This is a genomic window from Bacteroidota bacterium, assembly GCA_016706255.1.
Taxonomy (GTDB): domain Bacteria; phylum Bacteroidota; class Bacteroidia; order Chitinophagales; family BACL12; genus UBA7236.
Genome location: JADJJZ010000003.1, coordinates 127,127 through 152,148, shown reverse-complemented (window position 1 = coordinate 152,148; position 25,022 = coordinate 127,127). Strand labels below are relative to the sequence as shown.

The 25,022-nt window shown below is 37.2% G+C and carries 23 protein-coding genes and 1 tRNA gene; 6 read left to right on the top strand and 18 right to left on the bottom strand.

Annotated elements, in window-relative coordinates; translation table 11 throughout:
- The 11 genes from IPI65_02330 to IPI65_02280 all read right to left on the bottom strand — a co-directional run bounded on the left by IPI65_02330 (position 1) and on the right by IPI65_02280 (position 10,580).
- Positions 1 to 369, bottom strand: a complete 369-nt coding sequence (locus IPI65_02330; protein MBK7440388.1) for a BlaI/MecI/CopY family transcriptional regulator — start codon at positions 367 to 369, stop codon at positions 1 to 3.
- Between the two features lie 164 nt (positions 370 to 533).
- A complete protein-coding gene (locus IPI65_02325) occupies positions 534 to 770 on the bottom strand; it encodes a T9SS type A sorting domain-containing protein (GenBank protein MBK7440387.1) in 237 nt (78 codons plus the stop codon).
- On the bottom strand, positions 752 to 2,374 hold the full coding sequence (locus IPI65_02320) for a CHRD domain-containing protein (protein MBK7440386.1): 1,623 nt from the start codon (positions 2,372 to 2,374) through the stop codon (positions 752 to 754). The genes IPI65_02325 and IPI65_02320 overlap by 19 nt, the downstream gene beginning before the upstream one ends.
- 74 nt (positions 2,375 to 2,448) lie before the next feature.
- On the bottom strand, positions 2,449 to 3,273 hold the full coding sequence (locus tag IPI65_02315; GenBank protein ID MBK7440385.1) for a helix-turn-helix transcriptional regulator: 825 nt from the start codon (positions 3,271 to 3,273) through the stop codon (positions 2,449 to 2,451).
- A 198-nt stretch (positions 3,274 to 3,471) separates the two neighbouring features.
- A complete protein-coding gene (gene cysN, locus IPI65_02310; protein ID MBK7440384.1) occupies positions 3,472 to 4,770 on the bottom strand; it encodes a sulfate adenylyltransferase subunit CysN in 1,299 nt (432 codons plus the stop codon).
- Between the two features lie 61 nt (positions 4,771 to 4,831).
- Positions 4,832 to 5,737, bottom strand: coding sequence for a sulfate adenylyltransferase subunit CysD (gene cysD / locus IPI65_02305; GenBank protein ID MBK7440383.1), 906 nt, complete (start codon positions 5,735 to 5,737; stop codon positions 4,832 to 4,834).
- 9 nt (positions 5,738 to 5,746) lie between these two features.
- Positions 5,747 to 6,355, bottom strand: coding sequence for an adenylyl-sulfate kinase (cysC, locus tag IPI65_02300; protein MBK7440382.1), 609 nt, complete (start codon positions 6,353 to 6,355; stop codon positions 5,747 to 5,749).
- Between the two features lie 371 nt (positions 6,356 to 6,726).
- A complete protein-coding gene (locus IPI65_02295; GenBank protein MBK7440381.1) occupies positions 6,727 to 7,512 on the bottom strand; it encodes an SDR family oxidoreductase in 786 nt (261 codons plus the stop codon).
- Between the two features lie 338 nt (positions 7,513 to 7,850).
- The gene (locus IPI65_02290) at positions 7,851 to 9,245 is read right to left on the bottom strand and encodes an MATE family efflux transporter (protein ID MBK7440380.1); all 1,395 of its coding nucleotides are present in this window, start codon (positions 9,243 to 9,245) and stop codon (positions 7,851 to 7,853) included.
- Positions 9,246 to 9,628: 383 nt separating this feature from the next.
- Entirely contained in the window at positions 9,629 to 9,802 is a 174-nt protein-coding gene (locus IPI65_02285; GenBank protein MBK7440379.1) for a DUF1328 domain-containing protein, read from the bottom strand.
- A 160-nt stretch (positions 9,803 to 9,962) separates the two neighbouring features.
- On the bottom strand, positions 9,963 to 10,580 hold the full coding sequence (locus tag IPI65_02280; GenBank protein MBK7440378.1) for an outer membrane beta-barrel protein: 618 nt from the start codon (positions 10,578 to 10,580) through the stop codon (positions 9,963 to 9,965).
- A gap of 331 nt (positions 10,581 to 10,911) precedes the next feature.
- On the opposite strand from IPI65_02280, the gene IPI65_02275 reads away from it, so the two are divergent.
- From IPI65_02275 to IPI65_02265, 3 genes are read left to right on the top strand one after another with little or no spacing between them, the layout of a single operon-like run.
- Positions 10,912 to 11,262 carry a YtxH domain-containing protein gene (locus tag IPI65_02275; GenBank protein ID MBK7440377.1) on the top strand — a complete coding sequence of 117 codons (351 nt, stop codon included), beginning with the start codon at positions 10,912 to 10,914 and terminating at the stop codon, positions 11,260 to 11,262.
- A 4-nt stretch (positions 11,263 to 11,266) separates the two neighbouring features.
- Positions 11,267 to 11,638, top strand: coding sequence for a phage holin family protein (locus tag IPI65_02270; GenBank protein ID MBK7440376.1), 372 nt, complete (start codon positions 11,267 to 11,269; stop codon positions 11,636 to 11,638).
- Positions 11,622 to 12,068 (top strand): hypothetical protein, encoded by a 447-nt coding sequence (locus IPI65_02265; protein MBK7440375.1) that lies wholly within the window; start codon positions 11,622 to 11,624, stop codon positions 12,066 to 12,068. The genes IPI65_02270 and IPI65_02265 overlap by 17 nt, the downstream gene beginning before the upstream one ends.
- A 904-nt stretch (positions 12,069 to 12,972) precedes the next feature.
- Here the strand turns inward: IPI65_02265 and IPI65_02260 are convergent.
- From IPI65_02260 to IPI65_02235, 6 genes are all read right to left on the bottom strand, one after another.
- Positions 12,973 to 13,062, bottom strand: a tRNA-Ser gene (locus IPI65_02260).
- Positions 13,063 to 13,377: 315 nt separating this feature from the next.
- Positions 13,378 to 14,814 (bottom strand): chromosomal replication initiator protein DnaA, encoded by a 1,437-nt coding sequence (gene dnaA / locus IPI65_02255; GenBank protein MBK7440374.1) that lies wholly within the window; start codon positions 14,812 to 14,814, stop codon positions 13,378 to 13,380.
- Positions 14,815 to 14,893: 79 nt separating this feature from the next.
- On the bottom strand, positions 14,894 to 15,826 hold the full coding sequence (locus tag IPI65_02250; GenBank protein ID MBK7440373.1) for a metallophosphatase: 933 nt from the start codon (positions 15,824 to 15,826) through the stop codon (positions 14,894 to 14,896).
- Complete coding sequence (locus IPI65_02245; protein MBK7440372.1) at positions 15,816 to 16,607, bottom strand: 5'-nucleotidase C-terminal domain-containing protein; 792 nt, start codon at positions 16,605 to 16,607, stop codon at positions 15,816 to 15,818. The genes IPI65_02250 and IPI65_02245 overlap by 11 nt, the downstream gene beginning before the upstream one ends.
- Before the next feature lie 83 nt (positions 16,608 to 16,690).
- On the bottom strand, positions 16,691 to 17,221 hold the full coding sequence (locus IPI65_02240) for a hypothetical protein (protein ID MBK7440371.1): 531 nt from the start codon (positions 17,219 to 17,221) through the stop codon (positions 16,691 to 16,693).
- Between the two features lie 229 nt (positions 17,222 to 17,450).
- Complete coding sequence (locus tag IPI65_02235) at positions 17,451 to 20,684, bottom strand: T9SS type A sorting domain-containing protein (protein MBK7440370.1); 3,234 nt, start codon at positions 20,682 to 20,684, stop codon at positions 17,451 to 17,453.
- Positions 20,685 to 21,081: 397 nt separating this feature from the next.
- Between IPI65_02235 and IPI65_02230 the strand changes: the two genes are divergently transcribed.
- From IPI65_02230 to IPI65_02220, 3 genes are all read left to right on the top strand, one after another.
- Positions 21,082 to 21,426 (top strand): iron-sulfur cluster assembly accessory protein, encoded by a 345-nt coding sequence (locus IPI65_02230; protein ID MBK7440369.1) that lies wholly within the window; start codon positions 21,082 to 21,084, stop codon positions 21,424 to 21,426.
- A gap of 87 nt (positions 21,427 to 21,513) precedes the next feature.
- Positions 21,514 to 22,035 carry a hypothetical protein gene (locus tag IPI65_02225; protein ID MBK7440368.1) on the top strand — a complete coding sequence of 174 codons (522 nt, stop codon included), beginning with the start codon at positions 21,514 to 21,516 and terminating at the stop codon, positions 22,033 to 22,035.
- Positions 22,036 to 22,199: 164 nt separating this feature from the next.
- Positions 22,200 to 22,679 carry a hypothetical protein gene (locus tag IPI65_02220; protein MBK7440367.1) on the top strand — a complete coding sequence of 160 codons (480 nt, stop codon included), beginning with the start codon at positions 22,200 to 22,202 and terminating at the stop codon, positions 22,677 to 22,679.
- A gap of 92 nt (positions 22,680 to 22,771) precedes the next feature.
- On the opposite strand, the gene IPI65_02215 is transcribed toward IPI65_02220, so the two are convergent.
- Positions 22,772 to 24,994, bottom strand: coding sequence for a T9SS type A sorting domain-containing protein (locus IPI65_02215; protein ID MBK7440366.1), 2,223 nt, complete (start codon positions 24,992 to 24,994; stop codon positions 22,772 to 22,774).
- Positions 24,995 to 25,022: the final 28 nt, after the last annotated feature.

The following is a 25,022-nucleotide window of genomic DNA, read 5'->3' as shown; positions in this document are numbered from 1 at the left end:
TTATTTTTTCTTTTTAGTTTGAGCAATTATTTTCATAATCTCGTCCAACTCCTGAATATCAATTTTCTCCTTTTCAGCAAAATGGGAAACCAGATTTTTCAGACTACCACTAAAGTAATCTCTCAACAAACCTTTAGTTATAAATTTTTTATAAGCATCTTTTGACACTAATGGGAAATACTCATGCGTTTTACCATAAGCTTTATATCCAACAAATTCTTTTTGCTCCAGAATACGAATGATTGTAGAAACTGTGGTATAAGCCGGCTTAGGTTCCGGTAATTGTTCCAGTACATCTTTAACAAAAGCTTTTTTTAATGCCCATAATATTTGCATTACCTGCTCTTCGGCTTTGGTAAGTTCCTTCATGCCACAAACATATAACTAACTTTTTAGTTATACAACTAATTTTTTAGAAAATGACAAAAATCTGAGAAATCCTGGCAAAAAAAAACCCGGTAATAGTGCCGGGCTAAATTTATATAATACAACTAATCTCAATATTTATCATCAGAATAACCCTCCCACTTGGCTTATTGTTTTATAAACTTAGCAGTATATAAGGTATTGCTATCAGATATTTTTATTATATAAATTCCAGAAATAAAATTGTACGCATCCAATACAAAGTATTGTCCCGATTGATTTGCAGGAATTATTTGACTGAACACCATTGCACCTGCAATATTGGTAATCTTAAGTTCCATTGCTTGTTCCATTTGAGCCGGACATTGGATTGAAACTTGGTCAATCACCGGATTTGGAGCCACAACAAATGTGTTATTTGAACCACCAAATTGCTGAATTGCAGTAGTTGGCGTATATAAACGAAATCCGGCTTGAATTTGACCACGAATTTCCCCACGGTAAATGATTCGTTACGCACATCAATATAAACGCTGTCGTTATTTAAACTTCCTGAAATATTTTCATCAAACGCCGGGGTAAAATCATTATCCCAATATGTATCAACAGTTACATCTGTTGCATTTATTTGCATTGCAGCACTTAAATCAAAAATCATTGGACCATTTTGTCCCGCAACCTCATAATTAATAAATACTTGTGTTGCCATTTGATCTAAATTTCCACCTGCTAACATCAAATGTGCATTTTGCTCATCTCTGTCTACCGACAATATACCTGAGCCATAAGCGCTTGTTATTACAGGTGGCACAACCTGTTCACCTTCTAAATTAAATGTATATCCTTTGCGGGCAAAACGAACAACCTGTCCGCGAATTTCTCCTCCGGGATAATCTACAGTGTGCACAATCAGGGTTAAATTACTAACCAGCAATTTATTAATAGTTGCCACAGAAAGTCCTGCACCGGTTTTAAATCCGTGAATTCGGTGACCGCTTATCGATGGAGAAAAGTCCACCTGCAAAGCACCATAGGTTAGTCCATAATCACCTATATGCAAATGCGCATAATCAATATTTGAGTTAATAGCATCCACCACCACGTCATAAAAAAGCGAATCTAATCCCGAGTTTAGCCTTATAACACAAATGCCCAGTCCCGTAGTAATGACATCAGGCACCATTTGAATCCCATCTGCAAAAGCATCAAAACTCAATCCGATTTGTCTGGTGAGTTGAGCGCGCAATTCTCCTGAAGGATTATCGGCAGTTTGAATACTCAAATAAACATCAGCGGTTTTTAATTCATTTAATAATTCGGCTGAAGGTGTAATTTCCCCTTTTATTACATTGCCATTAATAAATGCCGATAAATCCAAAATCACATCTCCATTTACTCCCGAAGCACCGCTATGAATAGTTGCACTGGTAATTAATCCGGTTAACTCCTGACAAATAATGGTGAAATTAAATTGTTTATTTGTCGATGACAACCAAAATGAGCCTAATCCATAGGCAGTTGTAAATAATTCCGGCACTATATTTTCGCTCGATAAATCTGTTACATAATGTTGATCGGCTTCCAATAAAATTTGTCCGCGTAATTCGCCGTCCGGATGCAAATCGGTAGCAACTTGTATATACAAAGACTCATCAAAAAAGTAAGCTAAATTATCTGATAAAAAATCAGGAGTTAAAAATGTATTTAATACATTATTTCCAACGTATGCACTCAAATCAAGCACCATTTCACCATTTGTTCCGGCTTCACCGCGATATATGGCTACCTGGGTAATGGCACTACTCAATTGATTAAAACATGCATTCACTGCAATACTGTCCCTGGTTGGATTTAATGTAAACGCACTAACTCCTGAAGCTTGTCCAACAACAGGTGGAACCATTTCTGCGCCTCCAAGTTTTGCAGTAAATAAAATATGCTCTGTAAAATGAATTGCAAAAGCACTGACGCCATAATTCATTAATAAAAGTAAAAGTATTTTTTTCATGTCATCTAATTTTGAACAAAAGTGCAATCATTTATTTATTCAAAATAGGAAATAGATGGCAATAGATTGTAAACTTAGCTCAATATTGTAGATTTAAATTGTGAGGGAGTAATACTGGTTTGTTTTTTGAAATAACGATTAAAATGCGATTCATCATAAAAGTTATATTCGAATACAATTTCTTTTATAGGCGTGCCTGTATTGGCTAACAAATATTTAATACTTTGTAAAATTTTTTCTTTTTGTATTTCAGTAATGCTTTTGCCAAACAAGAGTTTCGATTTTCTTTGTAGCGTATTCACACTCATATTTAATTTATCGGCATAAAACTCAAGTGGTGGTTTGTTTTTATAATACTCATTAATTAACAAACGAATATTGCGTTCCAAATCAATTTCAGTTACAGCTAATTTCGAATTTGTTGTATACTGTATTAATTGTAATACAAATAAAGCTACAACTGAGTTGAACAAGGATGATTGTAATTTATAAGCAGTTAGCTTATTAAAATATCCGCGAAACAGCTCAAAATCAGCTGCGTTAAGGTGAATCACCTGTTCGGTATTTGCAAATTGAAAATAATTCGTTTTCGGGTCAAACGCTTGAATTTTATCCAAAAACATTTCAGAAAAAATTATTTCATAGCCATCGGTATGCTCCACCCGTTTTAATTCGTGAATAGTATTTGCCGGTACAAAATGTATATCAAAGTCGGCAACATCATAAATATTATTTCCAATCCGATGTGTACCACCACCGGTATTAAAAACCAAAATTTCATAATATGCATGTGAATGTGCCGGTTCATACAAACCAGGAACCGGAGCATCCCAAATATCTATATCCGCAATTAAATCATCTTTTGCTGCAATAGTAAAATGCGTATTCGTATTTTCCATAAACCTTTTTACAACAGAATAATTTACTCTGTTAAACAAGATTATTTAATTCAGAGTTTTTAGTCGCTATTCAAACATAAAACGATCATTACCATTTTGCAACTTCAACCTTACAATATGACAGAATTATGAAATTTTGGACACAAAAAAACCCGGCAGCTCCTCACTACCGGGTTACATATTGATTTGGTCAAAATGTTATTCAATTATCATTGCTGCACCTACAGTGGTGTTTGATCCTTCATCAATAATGATGAGTGATCCTGTGTTACGGTTACGGCGGTATTCATCGTAAAACAGCGGAACCGTAGTTCTTATTTTAACGCGGCCAATTTCATTTAAAGTTAACGAATCCACGTCTTGTATACGATGTAATGTATTAACATCTACTTTATAAAGTATTTCTTTAATTACGCAACGGGCATCACGGGTAGTATGGCGAATGCTGTATTTACCATTCAAACGCAATGGGTTTTTATCATCCATCCAACAAACCATAATATCAATATCCTGGCCGATTTTCGGAACATTGTTTTCACGCACAATCATATCGCCACGGCTAATGTCCACATCATCTTCCAAAGTAATGGTAACCGATTGCGGAGGGTAGGCCTCAGCTAAATCGCCATCAATTGTTTTAATGGCAGCAATTTTGGTAGTAATACCACTTGGTAAATGCATTACCTCATCACCCGGTTTTAAAACACCACCTGCAACGCGACCAGCATAACCGCGGTAGTCGTGATATTCATTGCTCATCGGGCGAATTACATGCTGAACAGGGAAACGTGTATCAATTAAGTTATGGTCAGAACCAATGTGTACAGTTTCAAGTGTATACATTAATGTTGGTCCTTCATACCAAGGCATTTTTGTGCTGCGATCAACAACGTTATCGCCAAGCAATGCACTGATTGGAATAAAACGAACATCCTGCACATCTAACTTAGATGCGAAATGACGGAACTGTTCAACAACTTCATCATATTTTTCTTTGCTGTAATCAACAAGGTCCATTTTATTAATACAAATAACGATATGCGGAATTTGTAATAATGAAGCAATGAATGAGTGACGATAAGTTTGTTCAACAACACCGTGACGAGCATCTACTAGTATGATTGCAAGGTTTGCAGTAGAAGCACCGGTAACCATGTTACGGGTATATTGAATATGGCCGGGCGTATCAGCAATAATGAATTTACGTTTAGGCGTACTGAAATAGCGGTAAGCCACATCAATAGTAATACCTTGTTCGCGTTCGCTGCGTAAACCATCGGTTAATAATGCAAGATTCACATAATCTTCACCACGCGATTTACTCGATTTTTCGATAGCCTCAAGCTGATCTTGAAAAATAGATTTTGAATCGTATAATAAACGACCAATTAAAGTTGATTTACCATCATCCACACTACCTGCAGTGGTAAAGCGCAACAATTCCATGTTTAAATAACCATGGTGGTCAAATTTTCCGTCTTGAACTAAATGTTCCATTTATAATTGGATAAGTGATTTAATAAATTGTTTATTTAAGCTGATAATTTCAAAATTGTATTTAGAAATAACCTGCTTTTTTTCTGTCTTCCATCGATGTTTCACTGCGTTTATCATCTGCGCGGCTACCACGTTCTGTAACACGTGTTGTTGCAACTTCGTAAATAATTTTTTCTACAGTATCAGCATCACTTTCAACAGCACCGGTAATAGGTAAATCGCCACATGTTCTGAAACGTACCGTCATTGTTGTAGGTGTTTCATTTGGACGAACTTTAACCCATTCAGGGTGAGTAGAAATTAATGCACCATCGCGCACAATTACTTCACGCTGATGTGAGAAATATAATTTTGGAAGTGGAATATTTTCCTGATAAATATATTGCCAAACATCCATCTCAGTCCAGTTCGAAATTGGGAATACACGGAAATGTTCGCCGATATGTTTTTTACCGTTGAATAAATTCCATAATTCAGGACGCTGATTTTTAGGATCCCATTGACCAAACTCATCGCGGTGTGAAAAGAAACGTTCTTTAGCGCGTGCTTTTTCTTCATCGCGTCGTGCACCACCCATAGCAGCATCGAATTTTTCTTTTTCGAGTGTTTCAAGTAAGGTAACAGTTTGCAATGCATTACGACTCGCATTTAAACCTTTTTCTTCAACAGCAGTTCCTTTCGAAATAGATTCCTCAACACTACCCACAATTAAATTAGCACCCATTTCTTTTACCAGCCAGTCGCGGTAAACCATGGTTTCTTCAAAATTATGTCCGGTGTCAATATGAACTAAAGGAAAAGGGAATTTCGCAGGCCAAAAGGCTTTTCTTGCGAGATAAACCATAACGATAGAGTCTTTTCCACCTGAAAAAAGCAGTGCAGGTTTTTGGAACTGCGCAGCTACTTCACGCATCACGTAGATACTCTCAGCTTCAAGTTCTCTTAAATGTGTTAAACTATAACTCATGACAAATATTTATGAATGTTGTATGATAGGTATGATAAAATCGATTAAACGTTGCACGCTCTCCGTAATTTCCATCTGATCGGTTCTAATTTCCAAAGCAGGATGTTCAGGTGCTTCAAATGGTGAAGTAATTCCGGTAAAATCAGGTATTAAACCGGCTCTTGCCTTTGCATACAGGCCTTTCACGTCTCTGGCTTCACAAACTTCAAGCGGTGCGTTCACATAAACTTCAACAAAATCAGCCTCGCCAATAATATTTTTTGCCATGGCGCGAATTTCGTTGGTTGGGCTCACAAAACTATTCAGCGTGATGATGCCGCAATTAAGGAACAATTTGCTTACTTCTGCAATTCGACGGATGTTTTCAATACGGTCGGCATCGCTGAAAGTGAGGTTGTTGTTGATTCCTGTCCGGATATTGTCACCATCAAGCAGCATGGTGAGGTAACCTTTTTCATGCAAAATTTTCTCAACCGCTTCAGCAATAGTGCTTTTACCTGAACCGCTTAAACCCGTAAGCCATATCACTTTCGAGCGCTGTTTCAGCATAGTTTCCTTGTCGCTTCGCTGCAGAAGACGGTGAAAAATAGGGTGTATATTGTCCTGAACCGGGTTCATATTGTTAAAATCAGCTTTAAAAGCGGTGCAAAGTTAAGGATTGAAGCCGAGGAATTGTAGCAAAAAGTAAAGAATTGGCACAAAGTAAGCCCAATATTCTATTAATAAAGTAGAACAGTAGCTAAAACAGCTAAAACTTCGGTATTGAATGCCAAAGGGTTACAGTTATTGTGATTTTTTGGAGCAGCACAATTTTTCCGGCTATGACATCCACCACGGGCTTTCGCTATTTAGAGCAGTCAACAGCGTTTTGTTGTGGTTATTACATTAATAAGCAACTCGCCAGCCACTGCAAACCCAAGCCGCTCAATCCCGGCTAAGAGTTAATTATCTGCACTCCGGCGCATTTAATTATTCGTATACTGACCTGCTTATTTCACCTGTTCACTGCCCTGCAAATAGCGGGTAACCGGAATAATAATTCCCCATGGCGTTAGTTTCGACGAAATTTGGAAAATGTTATTTATCAAACCAGGCGTAGCAGTTCTTTTACCTTTCATCATGGCAGCATACCCTTTTTTTGCCACAGGCAGTGCTTCCGGAACAGGCACCAATTTCAATAACCGCGAACTATGCATATCGGCCGCATCCTGAAATCCTGTTTTGGTAGGTCCGGGATGAAACGACGTTACACTGATTCCATAAGGCTTCAATTCATTATAAAGTGCTGACGAAAAGTAGTAAACAAAAGCCTTGGTCGCATAATAAATCGCCATTGTTGGTCCTGGCTGAAACGAAGCGGTGCTGGCAATATTTAATATTTTCCCTGATTTGCGCGCAGCCATATCCTTCACAAACAACTTAGTAAGTTGCGACAATGCAATCATGTTTAACTGCATCATTTGTTGTTCTTTATCCCAGCTTGTATTAAGAAACAAACCAAAATCGCCAAAGCCGGCATTATTAATTAGGTAATCAACCTGAAGATTTAGTTTTTTCACTTCATCATAAACTTCCTGAGCAGCATTTGGAGCACCCAGATCTTTTACAACAATATGCACTTTAATAGGATGGGAATTAATTAAATCTGTTTTTAATTGCTCCAGCTTATCGCCACTTCGGGCAACAAGAATCAAATCACCACCTTTCGCGGCATGTATTTTAGCAAATTCGAGACCGATACCTGATGAGGCACCGGTAATTAATGCAGTTGGCATATTAAAATTTTTGTAGTTGAGTTATAAAGTAATTATTGCAGTTTTCGGGCAGGATATTTATGCTGACGTGTTATTCAAATTTATATTGCAATTGAACACAAATTTCCGGTAAAAGTTGAGTTTTCCCCCGCCTGCAATTTTGACAGAGTCTCTAAAACCTGTTAGGTTTAAACCTCGCAGGTTTAAACCTGACAGGTTCAAAATTTTTTATCCGCGCTTACACGTTTAAATTAAATCTGGCTCAACAATACATGTGTGATTTATGAGTAAAAATGAATAAATCCACCCTCTGTAAATTTGTCAGGTTCTAAAAAATTAAAAATCTTAATATTTTCGATTTAAACTACCTGAGTTTTCCATTTTCCACGCTTAAAAATTATTACAAAAGCAATTGCCATACATGCCTCTGAAATTGGAACTGCCATATATACGCCCGTTGATTTTAAATCTAAAACAGTGGATAAAAAATAAGCTAAAGGAATTTGTAATATCCAAAATCCGAAGAAGTTTACAATCGTAGGAGTTGTTGTATCACCGGCTCCGTTTATTGCGTTTGCCAAAACCATTTCATAACCATATGCAATGTAACCCAAACACAATATGCGTAAACATAAAACGCCTTCTTTAACAACAGCTTCATCCCGTGTAATTAAATGGATCAACTGTTCAGGAATTGTAAAAAATAAAATCATCACAAAACCCATAAACAACATATTAAAAAAACCTGTCCGCCAAACAGATTGCTCAGCACGGTCCGGTTGCTTTGCACCCAGATTTTGTCCAACCAATGTTGCAGCAGCATTCGAAATACCCCAGGCCGGTAAAATGGTAAATACAACAATTCTGATTGCAGTTGTATATCCTGCTAAAACATGTTCCCCAAACTCAGACATAATACGCATTAAAAAAATCCAACTGGCTGATGCAATTATAAATTGTCCCGCAGTTCCGGCAGCAAGCGAAATTAGTTGTCCAATAATTTTTGTTTTTATATTCCAGATTTTTCCTTTTAATACAATTAAAGATTTGCCGTTTACCAAATAATACAATTGATATAAAACGCCAATAGAACGACCAATTGTAGTTGAAACAGCTGCACCCTTAACCCCTAATTCAGGAAAAAATCCAATACCGAAAATTAATAATGGATCAAGTATAATATTAATAGCATTCGCCAACATTAAACTGCGCATGGCAATTCCGGCATCACCTGCACCGCGAAATATCCCATTTATTAAAAACAACAATAAAATCGCAAAATTTCCGCATAACATCCATTTAATATATCCTGAACCTGTTTCAATCATTCCCGCGCTGGCACCCATTAATTCAAGAATATCCGTTGAATAAAAAATGCCTATTATTGAAATGATTGAAGCTAATCCTAATCCAAGATAAATCGCCTGCATACCGGCTTCAGCGGCACCTACCGAATCTTTTTCCCCAACACGTCTGGCAACTAATGCTGTTGCGCCCATGCTCAATCCAAAACCCAGCGAATAAATAATCGTTAATGTGCTTTCGGTTAATCCAACCACTGCAACTGCTTCAACACTAATCCGGCTGACAAAAATGATATCCACCAAAGCAAAAATGCTTTCCATTAACATTTCTGCAATCATAGGAACTGCCAACAAAAATATTACTGTATCAACTTTTCCCTGTGTGGCATCTATGTTTTCCCCTTTCAGGGCTTTTTTTAATAATGTAAAAAATGTACGTATTCCCGACATAATCGTGATTTAAGTAAATAAAATAATTGAGTACATACTGTCTGCGTTTCCACCTGACTGGAGACAGCAAAAATTCCGGGAAAATAAAGCTAACCGACTTCGGAAAAGTGAAAGCTTAAGCTAAAAAAATCATATGCCTGTATAGTTATAAATGCAAATATAGTAAAGGAGTTTGAAATTTTAAAAGGGCTGATTTTAAGAAAATGTAAACCTTAACATTACTTAAAACCCTTATAAAAGCGTTTGGTAAAGACCTTGAAACAAAAAAATGGGCAAATACCCTTTGTTTAGTTTAATAAACAATTAGTAAGTGCCCATAGTAACATATTTATATTTATAGTGATAACTACCTCAAATAAATTAAATACGAAATTTTGAGATGGTTAGGATTTTTTTCTGAAAATAGTATAGCCTCCTATTAAACTCAACAGAAATAATACAATAAATATGAAAAATAAAATACGTGCAATAGAAACTGCACCTGCGGCAATTCCCCCAAAACCAAATACTGCTGCAACCAGAGCAATAACAAAAAATATAACAGCGTAACGTAACATAATCTTAGATTTAAAATGTGAAACAATAGGTTTGAAAATAATTATACGATTAACGTGCCTTAATCGAAATTGGTTATAAATAAAGGTTTTTTAAGGAATGGAATACACAACATTTTATTTTTTTTGTGTATTTTTTTCCCAATTTGCGGAAATCAACCACTCATTTTCGATTAGTACCAAGTAGTAAACTAATATTTAATCTGATATTACCATTTAAATTAATCTCATTATTCAAATTAGTGTTTTTTGTAATATCAATTATTCCTTGTGTATAGGTAATATCTGTATTCAACCAAATGCGGTCGCATATTATTTTATTTGCACCAAAACCAATATGCAAACCCATATCGAACCGATTAAAATTGTCGATCGTATTTTCCTTGTCCGTATCAGCCAGCACTAGGAAAGCGAAAGATGGACCGAACATAATCTTAGGTCGAATAGGGTCGCCATATTCACCTAAAAAAATAATGTATTTCAATGGTAAGCGGAGATACGATAATTTCGTTTTTGAATTAAAATCAGCCCCGCCAATATTATATTTTGACTTACCACCCTCAGTAGAATAAACTATATCTGCAGCATATCCATAATGTTCATTATCTGCATACGTTATAGACAAACCACCGGTGAGGCTAAATAAAAACTGTTGTTGTGAATTTTTGTCGGTTATATATGCGTGACCAAAACTGAACGCACGTCCAAACGTAACATATTGTGCTGATACACAGGCGTTTGCCACTATAAAAATAACTGCAAGTAATAAAATTTTACGCATAATAAAATTGATTTTTAATTCTTTTAAATAAAGGTTCTTAGTTCAATTATTACAACATTACATAATAATATTATGAAACCGCAGAAATCTGATAATTCTGTAACATTTGTATAAAATGATATAACGTTCCAATCTGATTACACAGCTACCTTTATTCTCCAACATTTAAGCAATTTGATGAGACAATTGATTTTGTTTAATCAACATGTTTCAACAATTAACAAATGATAAAATGTTGTGGCTTGATATTTGAATTTTAAATTTTGGAATTGGCACAACGCTGATTTAAATATTTAAGCAACTTTAATTTTTAACCATTAAATTTTAGCATATGAGTAACAAAACAACAATGTTTGCAGTATTAGCCGGATTAGGTGCCGGAGCTGCCCTGGGATATTGGTTTGCATCTGAAAAAAATGACAAACTTCGAAAAAAAATTGGCAAAGCGCTGAATTCCGTGAGTGATGATATTAAAGAAAAAATCATCAATGAATTTGATGAATTAAAATCAAAAGCAAGCGAATTTAAAGGCAAAGGTATTTCGCTTAAAGATCAAATTTTGCAATCACTGGGTGATATGAAAGAAGATGGCAAACAAAAAGTGCTTGACTTCATCGACAAAACACAAAGTGAGTCGAACAAAATGCACGATAATGGCAAACAAGCTGTAAAACAATTATAATATTGTGGAAACACTCAATAAAAACGAATTACGCGATTTTACTGATGATATAAAAGAATATGTCAATGTGCGATTACAGATAATAAGGCTGAATGTGACCGAAAAGGTTGCATTCACCTTATCCAATTTCATCTCGAATAGTATATTATTAATTGCAGGATTATTTTTTGTATTGTTCTTGAGTTTGGCCGGAGGTTTTGCACTCAGTATTTTGTTAGATAGTTATACGCTTGGATTTATTGCTGTAGCTGGATTTTATCTATTAGTGCTGATCGTGGTCAAATTTATATTTTCGAAAGGTGTTAAAATCGGCTTAACTAATCTCTTTATAAAAGATTTCACAAACGACGACGACGACGATGGAAAAGGCAAATAAACTTAGATTGAATGACTGGAACGAGCTGAATGCTGAACGCCAGCAACTGCGGAATCGTGCTGTAGTATTGGAATATGACATCAAATCACAATACAAAGAAATAGCAACTGACTTAAGTCCGATATTTTCCACAATTCAAAAGTTTACTAAAATAAAAAATACCATTACGGATAAATTTCAACAAGTTGAAAATAACTCCGCATTTAATAATGGGTTATCGCTGGCGAAGTTAGCAATGCCATTAGTTCCTGCCATTGCCGGTCGCATGATTTTAAAACGCCGTAAAAAGTTATTATTCCAAACACTAATCGGTTACGGCTTAGCGCAGGCAACAAAATACGTTTTCTCAAAAAACGGCAGCGAACACGTTGATTCAATAAAAAAAATCTTCAAAAAAGATATACCTGAAGAAGAGAAAGGTATTTTTTAGAGATAACATTTACTATTTATTCGTTCTATATATATCCAAGCTCCCGGGAAACCGGGGGCTTTTTTATGTACATAAAAAAACCATCAACAAAGTTGATGGTTTTTGTCGGGGCGGCTGGATTCCCTGCCTGACTGCGCTAGCAGGCAGGGAACCAGCGGCCGTCCTGTTGTAAGGACGAAACGTGTTTTTCAGGAAATAGTGTACATAAAAAAACCATCAACGAAGTTGATGGTTTCTGTCGGGGCGGCTGGATTCGAACCAGCGGCCGTGCTGTTGTAAGGACGAAGCGTGTTTTTCAGGAAATAGTGTACATAAAAAAACCATCAACTTCGTTGATGGTTTCTGTCGGGGCGGCTGGATTCGAACCAGCGGCCTCCTGCTCCCAAAGCAGTTAACCGGGCAATCGCCCCAATCTTTCACTCCGCATTCTAACGGGCTGAACTACGCCCCGAACAATATCTTTTCGACCTTCCGGCCTTCCCGCCTTAAGCGGGACATTCTAACCGGGCTGAACTACGCCCCGAACAATATCTTTTCGACCTTCCGGCCTTCCCGCCTTAAGCGGGACATTCTAACCGGGCTGAACTACGCCCCGAACAATATCTTTTCGACCTTCCGGCCTTCCCGCCTTAAGCGGGACATTCTAACCGGGCTGAACTACGCCCCGAACAATATCTTTTCGACCTTCCGGCCTTCCCGCCTTAAGCGGGACATTCTAACCGGGCTGAACTACGCCCCGAACAATATCTTTTTCGACCTTCCGGCCTTCCCGCCTTAGCGGGACATTCTAACCGGGCTGAACTACGCCCCGAACAATATCTTTTCGACCTTCCGGCCTTCCCGCCTTAAGCGGGACATTCTAACCGGGCTGAACTACGCCCCGAACGGTTATCTTTCAATATGATGGCGGTGAGGGAGAGATTCGAACTCTCGGTACCGTTTCCAGTACGGCAGTTTAGCAAACTGCTGGTTTCAGCCACTCACCCACCTCACCGTAATGTCAACTCTGATTTTCATCAGATACTTAATTTTTATGTTTATTAATATTATTAATATTAATAACCGGCTGTTTAGCATCCGCCGCGGCGGATCAGCCACTCACCCATCTCACCGGGTAATTAGTTAAAGTTAATTTTGAATCCTCAAAACCTAAAGAACAACTCAATATTCCTGCCTTTTTGACCTGGCATTCTATCGAAAGGACGGCAAAGGTAATAAAACGGTTTTTTTTATCCTAAAAATTTGAGCAATAGTGTAAAATAAAATGCCTCCCGGAAGGGGAGGCACTTCAATTTATCGTTTTCGGGCATTATGAAATGCTCATTTGTATCTTTTTTTGTAAGTCGTCAACACTCTCTTTAAACTTAGTATCGGTATCCATCAGGTTTTGAATGGCCTGACAGCTATGAATAACCGTAGAGTGGTCACGGCCACCAAAGTGTTTACCAATGGCTTTAAGTGAATGTTTTGTAAAGTTTTTAGACAAATACATGCTCAACTGACGCGCCTGAACAACCTGGCGTTTACGCGTTTTCTCTTTAAGCTTGTCAACCGGAACTTCAAAATAATCGCAAACTGCCTTTTGGATGAAGTCGATAGAAACTTCGCGAGACATATTTTTCACGAAATTTTTCACGATTTTTTTAGCGAGGTCAAGGTCGATTTGTTTTTTATTCAATGAAGCTTGAGCCAGCAATGAAACTAATGCACCTTCCAGTTCGCGAACGTTGTTTGTAATATTATATGCTACAAACTCAACCACATCTTTTGGTAACTCGATACCATCGGCATACATTTTCTTTTCGAGAATGGCTACGCGGGTTTCAAAATCAGGTGCTTGTAAATCTGCACTCAATCCCCATTTAAAACGACTCAACAATCTTTCTTCAACACCTTCTAAGTCGCGCGGAGGACGATCGCTGGTTAAGATAATTTGTTTGCTTTCCTGATGTAAATGATTGAAAATATGGAAGAAAATATCCTGTGTTTTTGCTTTATTGGCAAAAAAGTGAATATCATCTATTATTAATACATCTATTAATTGGTAAAAGTGAACAAAATCGTTAACTGAATTATTTTTTAATGATTCGATAAACTGGTTCGTAAATCGTTCAGCATTCGTGTATAATACCGTTTTGTTTGGAAAGTTCTGTTTAACCTCATTACCAATTGACTGTGCAAGGTGGCTTTTTCCTAACCCGGTTGCACCGTAAATTACTAAAGGATTAAATGCAGTGCCTCCCGGTTTTTGCGCAACAGCATAACCAGCACTTCTGCATAAACGATTACAGTCACCCTCTATAAAATTATCGAAGTTGTAATTGGCGTTCAACCCTGATTCGATATTTACTTTTTTCAAACCGGGTATTACAAACGGATTTTTGATGCTTGTTCCCATAACTAATGGAGCCGCTACTTCAGGGTTCTTGTTGTTACCGGTATTGTAATTCGGATAATCGATAGTGAAAGGTGAGTTATTACCAGAGCTATTCTCTACTACTATCCTGTACTCTAACCGGGCGTTGTTTCCTAATTCACGTTTAATTGTTTTTCTTAATAAAGTTACATAATGTTCTTCTAACCATTCATAAAAAAATTGACTGGGTACCTGAATCGTTAAAACTTCATCCTCCAATTTAACCGGTTCAATCGGCTCAAACCAGGTTTTGAAACTCTGAAGATTCACGTTGTCTTTTATTATCTTAAGACAATTGGCCCACACAGTTTGAAAATCTTTGCTACTCATCTCAGAATTTAGAATTTTTTAATTATTTATTCACAGCGGGATAACGAAGGTGTGAAAAAAATATTTCTAAAAAAAATTTTTATCCCCTTGTTTTTTTCGAAACCTTGACAGGTTTACCAGAATGCCATTTTTTTGTTCTTTTTTTCTCAAAAAAAATATCAACCCTTCCAAGCCACACCCCAGCCCATCCTACCTGATTAATCAACACTTCTTTATCGGCAAGATTTTTGTAAATTACAGGGGCGTCTAAAAAGGTATGGGTATGGCCTCCCAAAATCAAATCGATACCCTCCGTTTGCTGTGCCAGCATCACATCTGAAATTTTGTCATCCTTATATTGATAACCTAAATGTGATAAACATATAATATATTCACATTTTTCCTGATCGCGTAATATACTAACCATTTCCTTTGCTTTCGCAACCGGGTCAAGATATATTATTTTATCATATAACTTTTCAGGCACCAAACCCTTTAATTCAATACCCAAACCAAATACACCTACTTTAATATTTTTTTTCTGAAAAACTTTGTATTGTTGAATTTTATTTTCTAAAACAGTGCCGGTAAAATCATAATTAGCAACCAGGATTGGGAAATTAGCATGTACCAATTGTTTTTCAAATCCATCAACACCTGCATCAAAATCATGGTTGCCCATTGTGCCGGCATCATATTGCATTTCACTCATTAACTTCATTTCCAATTCACCATGATAAAAATTAAAATATGGTGTGCCTTGAAATATATCTCCTGCATCGAGTAATAATACATTGTCTTCTTCTGCTCTTATTTTTTTTATGATGGCTGCTTTATTTGCCATACCTCCCATGCCGGGAAATTTTTTATCATTATCAGGAAAAGGATCCACTCTGCTATGCACATCGTTTGAATGTAAAATAACAAGCTTATCAGCGCCTACTGCTGCAAACGACTCAAGGCTCAAAGAACCCAGCCCTGCCATAGCACTGCCTAATGCAATTTTTTTTATGAATGTTCTTCTATTCTGCATAGGTTATCCTCCCATCCATTTTTGAATAAATTTTTCTTCCGGCAGCAGTTTCATCCGCAAGATATTGTAACATCATATCACGAATTGTTGTACCTAAAATTTCGACTTTTTGCCCGACTAAAAATGCAGAATTATCTCCGCCACCAGCCATATAATCATTCATAACCACAACATAAGTTTTGGTTTGATCAAATGGCTCATTATTTATTAAAATAGTTTCAGGTAAATTATTTTTTACAACAATTCGCAAACCTGAAGAAATGGGCCATCCTTCCTCATTAATTATTTTTTGAATTAATAATAATGTGGACGGTCCGTCTAATGTTACTATAGCTCCAAAATTTTCAAATGGTAATAACTCAAAAATTTTACCTTTTGTAACCGGGCCCGCACTTAAATTATCCTGCCGAATTCCACCATAATTATATACACCAAAGTCAATTTTTTTGCCCGTAACTTTTTCGCCCTGCTTAACAATTACATCACAAATAAAATTACCAAGGGTTGATTCGGGTTTACCCTTTTTCATATCGACTGCCAATTCGGCAACTATCGCATTCATTTCACCATCAAGCGCTGATTTGTAAGGTGCAATAATTGCACTTGTTGATGAGTCAGCAGGAATGTCAGTTACTCTAACCTGTGTAGTTTGATGGCTCGATTCAGCGTAATAATAACTGCAGGATGACAATAAAAAGAAAAAAACTACATAACCAATATGGAGCAATGACTTATTATGCCTTGTGGGCAATTTCGGGTATGTAGATAGCAGTTGTAACACAGTGGTTGTAAAAATATGTATCGGCTTTGGCGGACACATTAAAAAAAATAAAATTATTGAAAGGGATAAACAGGATTTAAAGTTTATTTACCGTAAAGTAACATCACTTCTTTTTTTAATTGAACCAGCACTTTCAGCGTGATGGCATCATCTTCACTTTCTGCCAATTCACCAATTATTTTTTTATGGAGCTCAATACCCGGCAATTCGGGCATAAGCGACATGGCATTGCGGTTAATTACACTGATTGTTTCTTCTTTGGCTGCTCTTATCATGCCCCATGTTTCGGCGGTAACATACACCTGCTGGCTCAAATTATGCTCATACTCCATGCGGATATTATTAATAAGGGCTGTTCTGAACTCGGCAACAGTCATTTCCTGCTTTCTTACGCGAGGTAATAAATTATTTAAGGCTATTCGCTCCAAAAAAAGTGTAAGGCGTTCATATGCCTGCAAACGAATAGGCAGCGATTCACGCAAATTGGCCTGCCTGAATTCCATTTCACGCATGCGCTGTTCACGGTCAAGAAAGGCCCTGATAACCACATAGGTAGTTAAAAAAACCACCAGGGCAGGGATAATATAACCTACAATTTGCAGTACTAAATCCATTGTTCACTTTTTGGGAGGGTTGCAAAAATAAAATTAAGAATAATAAATACAATACCCGGAGCAAAAAAATCTTTTATAATTGAAAAACTTACCCCATTGTGCAGTATCCGCATAAGAACGGGTAAACAGATAAAAAATTATATATATCCAATTTATTAAACTGAGCTGCCTAAATAAAAAAGGGCCGCCCATGCAGGCAGCCCTTTCAGATATATACAAAATAAGCTAATTACTCTGTAATCATTATTTGTTCAGTGATTTGAACGCCGTTGATTTCAGCAACCACCATATAAATACCTGCAACCTGAGGTATTTGGATAGTAGTATGCATTTTTCCGTTCACTACAACACCACTTAACTGAGCAACCTGCTGGCCGGCAATATTCATTACACTAATCATTGCTGAACCATTAAAATCGTTACCCATATCTACATTCAATTCAAAATTACCGTTTGAAGGGTTTGGCATCAAATTAAAGGCCACTCCACCAGCTTCAGCTAAACGACAACTTGAAATAACTGCAACGTGAGCAGACTCTTTGCTACAACCATTTGCATTGGTTACCACCACATAAAAATCTCCCGGAATTGAAGCATAGTAAACATTTGTAGTTGCACCTTCAATTATTTCACCATCAAGATACCACTGGTATGTTAAACCTGTGCCTGAATTAGCTCTTAATCTTACATAAGTTTTACCACAAAGATCAGTTCCGTCTAATGTTGCAATTGTAGCATTAGGGTTAAGATTTACAGAAATGGTTATAACACTTGAAGTGCTTACACATTCACCTTTAGTGATTTTACATTTATAGTTACCCTGTAATGTAACATTTAAGCTTGAAGATGTTGCACCTGCTATGTTTGTACCGTTTTTCATCCATTGGTAGCTATAGCCTGTTCCAATAGTTGTGCTGTTTAAGTTTACACTGCTGCCTAAACAGAATGTTGTAGGACCGTCTGCAGCAATAGTTGAAATCACATCGATACCACCATCACAATCTTCATCTATACCATTACCGCAAATTTCAACGGCACCTGGATATACAGTTGCTGATGCATCATTACAATCGTCGTTGCTTGATACATAACCTGATGGAGCTGAACATGCATCTGTAGTTGAAGCTGCATCACCATGAGTGTCGCCATCGGCATCAGCATAGAATGTAATTAATACACCTTCGTCGATATTACCATCACAGTTATCATCTACACCATTACAAACTTCTGATGCGCCTGGATTTACAGATGCATCACCATCGTTACAATCTGCAGCATCTGCTGTATAACCTTCCGGTGCTTCGCATGCCATTGTAGTTGAACCGGCATCACCGTAACCATCGCCATCGGCATCAGCATAAAAAGTTGACTGAACTCCTTCGTCGATGTTGCCATCACAATTATCATCGATACCGTTACATACTTCTGTTCCGGCAGGATTTACGGATGCATCACCATCATTACAATCTGTAGCATCTGAAACATATCCTTCAGGTGCTTCGCATGCCATTGTAGTTGAACCGGCATCACCGTAACCATCGCCATCGGCATCAGCATAAAAAGTTGACTGAACTCCTTCGTCGATGTTACCATCACAATTATCATCTATACCATTACAAACTTCTGTTGCTCCTGGATTTACAGCTGCATCAGCATCATTACAATCTGTTGCGTCTGCTGTATAACCTTCCGGTGCTTCGCATGCCATTGTAGTTGAAGCGGCATCACCATAACCATCGCCATCGGCATCAGCATAATAAGTATTTTGAACTCCTTCGTCGATGTTACCATCGCAATTATCATCTATACCATTACAAACTTCTGTTGCTCCTGGATTTACAGCTGCATCAGCATCATTACAATCTGTTGCATCTGAAACATATCCTTCAGGTGCTGAACATGCCATTGTTGTTGAACCTGCATCACCATAAGTGTCGCCATCCGCATCGGCATAATAAGTATTTTGAACACCTTCGTCGATATTACCATCACAATTATCATCTATACCGTTACAAACTTCTGTTGCTCCCGGATTTACAGCTGCATCAGCATCATTACAATCTGTTGCGTCTGAAACATATCCTTCCGGTGCTGAACAGGCCATTGTTGTTGAACCTGCATCACCATAAGAATCGCCATCAGCATCAGCATAATAAGTATTTTGAACACCTTCGTCGATGTTACCATCGCAATTGTCATCTATACCATTACAAACTTCGGTTGCTCCCGGATTTACAGCTGCATCAGCATCATTACAATCTGTTGCGTCTGAAACATATCCTTCAGGTGCACCATCGCAAGTTGTCGTACTTGAACCTGCATCGCCGTAGGTATCACCGTCAGCATCAGCATAATAAGTTGTAAAAGTTAAACCTTCATCTATATTTCCATCGCAATTATCATCTATACCGTTACAAACTTCTGTTGCTCCCGGATTTACTGCTGCATCGGCATCGTTACAATCTGTTGCGTCTGAAACATAACCTTCAGGTGCGCCATCGCAAGTAGAAGTGCTTGAACCAGCATCTCCGTAGGTATCACCGTCAGCATCAGCATAATAAGTAGTAAACGTTAAACCTTCATCTATATTACCATCGCAATTATCGTCAACACCATTACAAACTTCAGTTGCTGCAGGGTTAATTGCTGCATCAACATCGTTACAATCTGTAGCATCTTCAACATATCCTTCAGGCATTGAGCACGCCATTGTTGTTGAACCGGCATCACCATAAGTGTCGCCATCTGCATCAGCATAATAAGTAGTTTGAACGCCTTCATCGATATTGCCATCGCAATTTTCATCTATACCGTTACAAATTTCTGCTGCACCGGGATTAATTGCTGCATTATTATCCTGACAATCAACATCAGAAGTATAACCGTCGCCATCAACATCGGCAAAAGAAACTGAACCGCCTAAAACAACATTTTTTGCTGTGGCAACACCATTCAGGTTACTTGCAGATGCATATGCATAAATACGCACCATTAAAGTAGAATAGGTTGAAAAATCGGTCATGTCCCAACTTATTGCAGTTGAAGAACCACAAGCAACTGAACCTACGCTGCCGTCAGTACCATTATCAACCCAGGTAGCGCCACCATCGGTTGAGTAAGCTAATCGCCAAAGTACAGGGCCTTTATTATTGTGACGCGCATCAACAGAAAGTGATGTTACATCCAATTGGTATCCTGAGTTTGGTGTAATTGAAAATTCCATAGCCGGACGTGTGCTGGCATAGGTTGTAGCTTCAGAAAACTTGTTGGAGTTAAATCCATCCGGACATCCGGTAGCAGCAAGTGCCCCGTTTACGCGTCCCAAATTTGAAGCTGAAGTGTTTGATGCCACTGAAGCAGGCACCCCCGAGAGGTCTGTCGTGTAATTGTACAACTGAGCATTTACGGATGTTAATCCAAACGCAGCTGCCACAAGGGATAAGAGTAAAAACCTTTTTCTCATAATGTGTGGTTTAGGTGTAAAACAAAATTGTTAAATTGTGTTTGACTGTTGGGAGATAAGGGTGGTAAGATGAAAATTTTTATTTAATAATTAAAAATTATCCCTTGATAATCAATATATTAGTATGTCACAATATAGAAGCTATTCAAATCACAGAAGATAGATTTAATAGCACTTACAGCCGCTTTCGAAAAAATAACTATATATTTTGATAGTAACAGTGTAGTTACTATTGTAGTGATAAATTAATCAAAAGTAGGATTTGGCCGGTAAACGGCGAAGTCACAATGAGCAGTTTTTTTATCATTTGTGACAAGGTTACGGCAAAGTATGGTTGTGAAACTTTATTTAATGGATTATCGTTTATTATTTTTGCAGATACAAAAGCACAATAACTATGGAAGTATTAATAGAATCACCAATCAGTTTAACAGAAAGTGCAATCAAAGAGATTAAGCACATTATAACAGAAAAAAATATTCCTGCCGAATATGGCCTACGTGTTGGCGTTAAAGGTGGCGGATGCAGCGGCATGTCGTATGTTTTGGGATTTGATTTACAAAAGGAAAATGATAATTTATATCAGCTTGGCGACATTAATATTATAATGGAAAAAAGCCATGGCATGTATTTAGCCGGAATGGAAATTGACTTTGTTGACGGATTAAATAACAGAGGATTTTCATTTAACAATCCAAACGCTACAAAAACCTGCGGCTGCGGCACAAGTTTCGAAGCTTAAATAAATTTAAACTATTTTTAAAACGACTTTGATATCGGAAAACGTTATTGATGTCGTTTTTTTTATTAATTAAAGTAAGCAATAAATATGAAGAAAATTATTTTGGGGTTGATGTTGGTAAGTGCTATAAGCGCACAAGCTCAATCGGATGACAAAGCAATAGCATACAATGATTACATTGTTAATTTACAAAACACCATTGGCGAATCAATTGTTACATTTAATGATGTAATGGCAACTGACACTATAACTGCAGCCGGCATACAACCTTATTATGATGCCATGATAGAAAATACCAAAAATGCTATCAGCAAGATGAAGGATGTTTTACCCTATGAAGGTAACAGCGATTTGAAAAATGCCGCTTCCGAATTATTTCAATTTTATCTCACCATTTTTCAAAATGAGTATAAAGAAATGCTTGGTATTATTTTTGGCGATGCAATAGGCGATCCACAAATTCAGAGGATGAATGAAATACTTGCGGACATATCGGCCAAGGAAGCTGTTTTAGATGGAAATTTTCAAACAGCACAGGAGGCGTTTGCTGCAAAATATAATTTCGAAATTATTGAAAATGAATTGCAGGATGAAATTGATGATTATTAATTCTGATTGTTAAATAATTCGAAACCCTCAATAGTAATTTTATTGAGGGTTTTTTATTTATGTAAGCCATATAGCAGCAATCAATAATCACCAGTTTTGGCTATTTAAGTTTAGATTGAATAAGATTTATTTTACATCATTATTTAAACTAAATTTTAAACCTTATGAAAAACCTGAACAAAAAAACATTAAGTATTACCGGTGCATTTTTAACAGTGCTATTGGCCTTTTCCTGTATTTATTCTGATTGCGGCCCTCAACCTACACCGCAAACCGGTGAAATAACCGAATTTTATGCAGAGCCCGATTTTGTTTGCCTGGGTGGATTTGGTGCAGTAAGTAATCCTACAGTTCGTATCAATTTCACCGCAAATTCTTCGAACCAACAAAGAGTATATGTAACTATAAACAATAATCCGATTGGCGTTGGTATTCCTTATCAATATGGATCTGGTGTATGGAGTGGATCATATACAATTAATTTAAATGAAGTTTTTCATGGTCAAATTCCGCAGCAATTTACAGTGGTTGGAAAATTACAGGCTGACAGTGGTGCTATGGTTGATCCGCAAACATACGATGAATCATCTTGCACAATTACTACAAGCAACAATTGCAATACTCCTGGACTTGGGGGTAATTAATTAAGATTAAAAAGGCAAGGGGTTATTCCAAATAAAAAATCCACCTGAAAATTTTAAATAATAAAATTCAGGTGGATTTTTTTTGTTTATGATTATTGAATCACCACTAACTGTTTTGATTCAGAACCCGTTTCGGTAATTAAAGTAACAAAGTATAATCCGGAAGGATAGTTAGCTGTTTGTAAGGTTACATCCAACAGATTATTTTCCACTGCATATTTTTCAGTAAATAGCACTTTCCCAACAACATCAGTTACAACTAAATTACAAGCATCATTATTTATTCTGATTTGAATCAGGGTAGCATCAGTGCTTGGATTTGGTTGAATTGAAAACATGTTTTCATTCAAATCGCCTGTTTTACAAGATGTAGTTACTGTTTTAATTGGCGATGTTTTACTACAACCTGCAGCATTAAATACTTTTACACGATAATCGCCAATTGTTGTAACAACATAAGTTTGATTTGTTGCGCCGGCAATTATTGCTCCGTTTTTATACCAGATGTATGTAAAACCGGCACCACCGTTTGCTACCAGATCTAAATCAGGTAAACCACATAAGTTAGTTCCTTCAGGTGTTGAGATATTTGCTGTTGGATTTGCATTTACCGTGCAGCCAATTGCGGTTGAAGTTGCATTACATCCGCCAGGCACTGTAACTTTTACAGAATAATTTCCCGATTTAGTTACATTGTATGTTGCTGAAGTTGCGCCTGCAAGATTTGCTCCATTGCGAATCCACTGATATGTATATCCGATTCCGGTATTGGCATTTAATATAAGACTTGATCCTTTACATACAGATGTTGCGCCGGCAGGAGTTATTATTGCTACTGCTGCATTATCATCATTTGTACCATTACAATTGTCGTCAATTAAATTACATAATTCAATTGCACCCGGATAAATTGTATTTACTGCATCATTACAATCGGTACTAAATGCAGAATATCCCGGTGGCACACCTGTGCAACTTGTAGTAGTTGATGCTGTTGTTCCAAAACCATCGTTATCGGCATCCTGATAATATGTTGTGAATGTGCAAGTAGTTACATTAATATTATAATCTTCTGTTTCACCTTCGTTCCATGTTGCACATGCTTGCGATGCTAAAGGTGCTTCATTATAAAATGCACGAATTCGGAAACGTGTTACACCCAAAGCAGCAGTTACCGGAACATTTATTGTTGCATTAACAATAGCTGTTGTTGGAGTAGCAGACTGATAAACAAATTCATCTGCATCATCAAAATCACCATCGCGATTCCAGTCGGCCCATACACCATATCCTTGCTCGTAATCAGGACCGGATTGTAATGTTAGTGTAAAAGATGAACCCTGATTGGCATCAATGGTTAATGCGGAATAATAAGAATAATTTCCGGAGCCACCTGCGCAATTGGTATTTAAATTAGAAATATTGGTAACTGCACCTGATGTAGAAACATCATCAATATAATCGAGCGATACACAATTCGGTTCAATAAATACCGGTGTGCAATAACACACACCTGATGCAGTTGTAAATGAATTTTGAATACATCCTGTTGATACACCATTTTCATTGTACGGGCGTATTTTCCATTTGTAAGTTGTACTGTTTGCAAGTAATACCGAATAACTTAAAACATTACCCAAATCTAAATTATTTGCAACATTATTATAATTAGGTGCATTATTACCTAGTGTTATTTTATATCCGGTAGCATAGGGTGCATTGTCCCAGCTTAAAACTAAATTAGGACAAATATCTGTTGCACCTGTAACGGGATATAATCCGGTTCCGCATGTTGGTATAGAAACAACATTTTTAATTACAGCAATATCATCCAAAAAGATATTAAATCCATAATCAGAAACGCCTTTGAAAATAATATAGTTTGTTGCTGTATTAAATGCCGCAGGAATTGTAAACGTATAATTATACCAGCCATCGGTTGCTTCAACTGGGGCTAACGATTTTTTACGGTAAATTGTTCCGATTAATGTGCCACCTGCAGAAGCTTGAGTTGTGTTCACATAAATTTCCATTTTATCGTTACCATTACCGCCATCGCGATACATCCAGAAATTTACGGTATAGGTTCCAAGAACCGACAAATCAACAACAGATGATGCCAGGTCGGCAGCAGTTCCGACCTGATAAAAATAGGAGTTAAACTTTGCCTCCGCAGGATCAGAATGCGGCTCCTGTATTGGTGAACCACCTGTTGTAACCCTGGCCCAATTGCCCGGAGCGCCAACACCGGCTACTTTAGTGTTTGTCCAGCCTACAGGTGGAAATAATGCCGGAAAATCGAATGATTGCTCCATAATTGTGTCCTGAGCATTAACATAACTC

Coding starts and splice junctions, on each gene's coding strand:
- IPI65_02250 (MBK7440373.1), bottom strand. CDS start 15,826: ATGCAGAATAGAAGAACATTCATAAAAAAAATTGCATTAGGCAGTGCT.
- cysD (MBK7440383.1), bottom strand. CDS start 5,737: ATGAGTTATAGTTTAACACATTTAAGAGAACTTGAAGCTGAGAGTATC.
- IPI65_02225 (MBK7440368.1), top strand. CDS start 21,514: ATGAAGAAAATTATTTTGGGGTTGATGTTGGTAAGTGCTATAAGCGCA.
- IPI65_02290 (MBK7440380.1), bottom strand. CDS start 9,245: ATGTCGGGAATACGTACATTTTTTACATTATTAAAAAAAGCCCTGAAA.
- cysC (MBK7440382.1), bottom strand. CDS start 6,355: ATGAACCCGGTTCAGGACAATATACACCCTATTTTTCACCGTCTTCTG.
- IPI65_02215 (MBK7440366.1), bottom strand. CDS start 24,994: ATGGAGCAATCATTCGATTTTCCGGCATTATTTCCACCTGTAGGCTGG.
- IPI65_02280 (MBK7440378.1), bottom strand. CDS start 10,580: ATGCGTAAAATTTTATTACTTGCAGTTATTTTTATAGTGGCAAACGCC.
- IPI65_02275 (MBK7440377.1), top strand. CDS start 10,912: ATGAGTAACAAAACAACAATGTTTGCAGTATTAGCCGGATTAGGTGCC.
- IPI65_02285 (MBK7440379.1), bottom strand. CDS start 9,802: ATGTTACGTTACGCTGTTATATTTTTTGTTATTGCTCTGGTTGCAGCA.
- IPI65_02320 (MBK7440386.1), bottom strand. CDS start 2,374: ATGAAAAAAATACTTTTACTTTTATTAATGAATTATGGCGTCAGTGCT.
- dnaA (MBK7440374.1), bottom strand. CDS start 14,814: ATGAGTAGCAAAGATTTTCAAACTGTGTGGGCCAATTGTCTTAAGATA.
- IPI65_02240 (MBK7440371.1), bottom strand. CDS start 17,221: ATGGATTTAGTACTGCAAATTGTAGGTTATATTATCCCTGCCCTGGTG.
- IPI65_02230 (MBK7440369.1), top strand. CDS start 21,082: ATGGAAGTATTAATAGAATCACCAATCAGTTTAACAGAAAGTGCAATC.
- IPI65_02295 (MBK7440381.1), bottom strand. CDS start 7,512: ATGCCAACTGCATTAATTACCGGTGCCTCATCAGGTATCGGTCTCGAA.
- cysN (MBK7440384.1), bottom strand. CDS start 4,770: ATGGAACATTTAGTTCAAGACGGAAAATTTGACCACCATGGTTATTTA.
- IPI65_02235 (MBK7440370.1), bottom strand. CDS start 20,684: ATGAGAAAAAGGTTTTTACTCTTATCCCTTGTGGCAGCTGCGTTTGGA.
- IPI65_02330 (MBK7440388.1), bottom strand. CDS start 369: ATGAAGGAACTTACCAAAGCCGAAGAGCAGGTAATGCAAATATTATGG.
- IPI65_02220 (MBK7440367.1), top strand. CDS start 22,200: ATGAAAAACCTGAACAAAAAAACATTAAGTATTACCGGTGCATTTTTA.
- IPI65_02315 (MBK7440385.1), bottom strand. CDS start 3,273: ATGGAAAATACGAATACGCATTTTACTATTGCAGCAAAAGATGATTTA.
- IPI65_02265 (MBK7440375.1), top strand. CDS start 11,622: ATGGAAAAGGCAAATAAACTTAGATTGAATGACTGGAACGAGCTGAAT.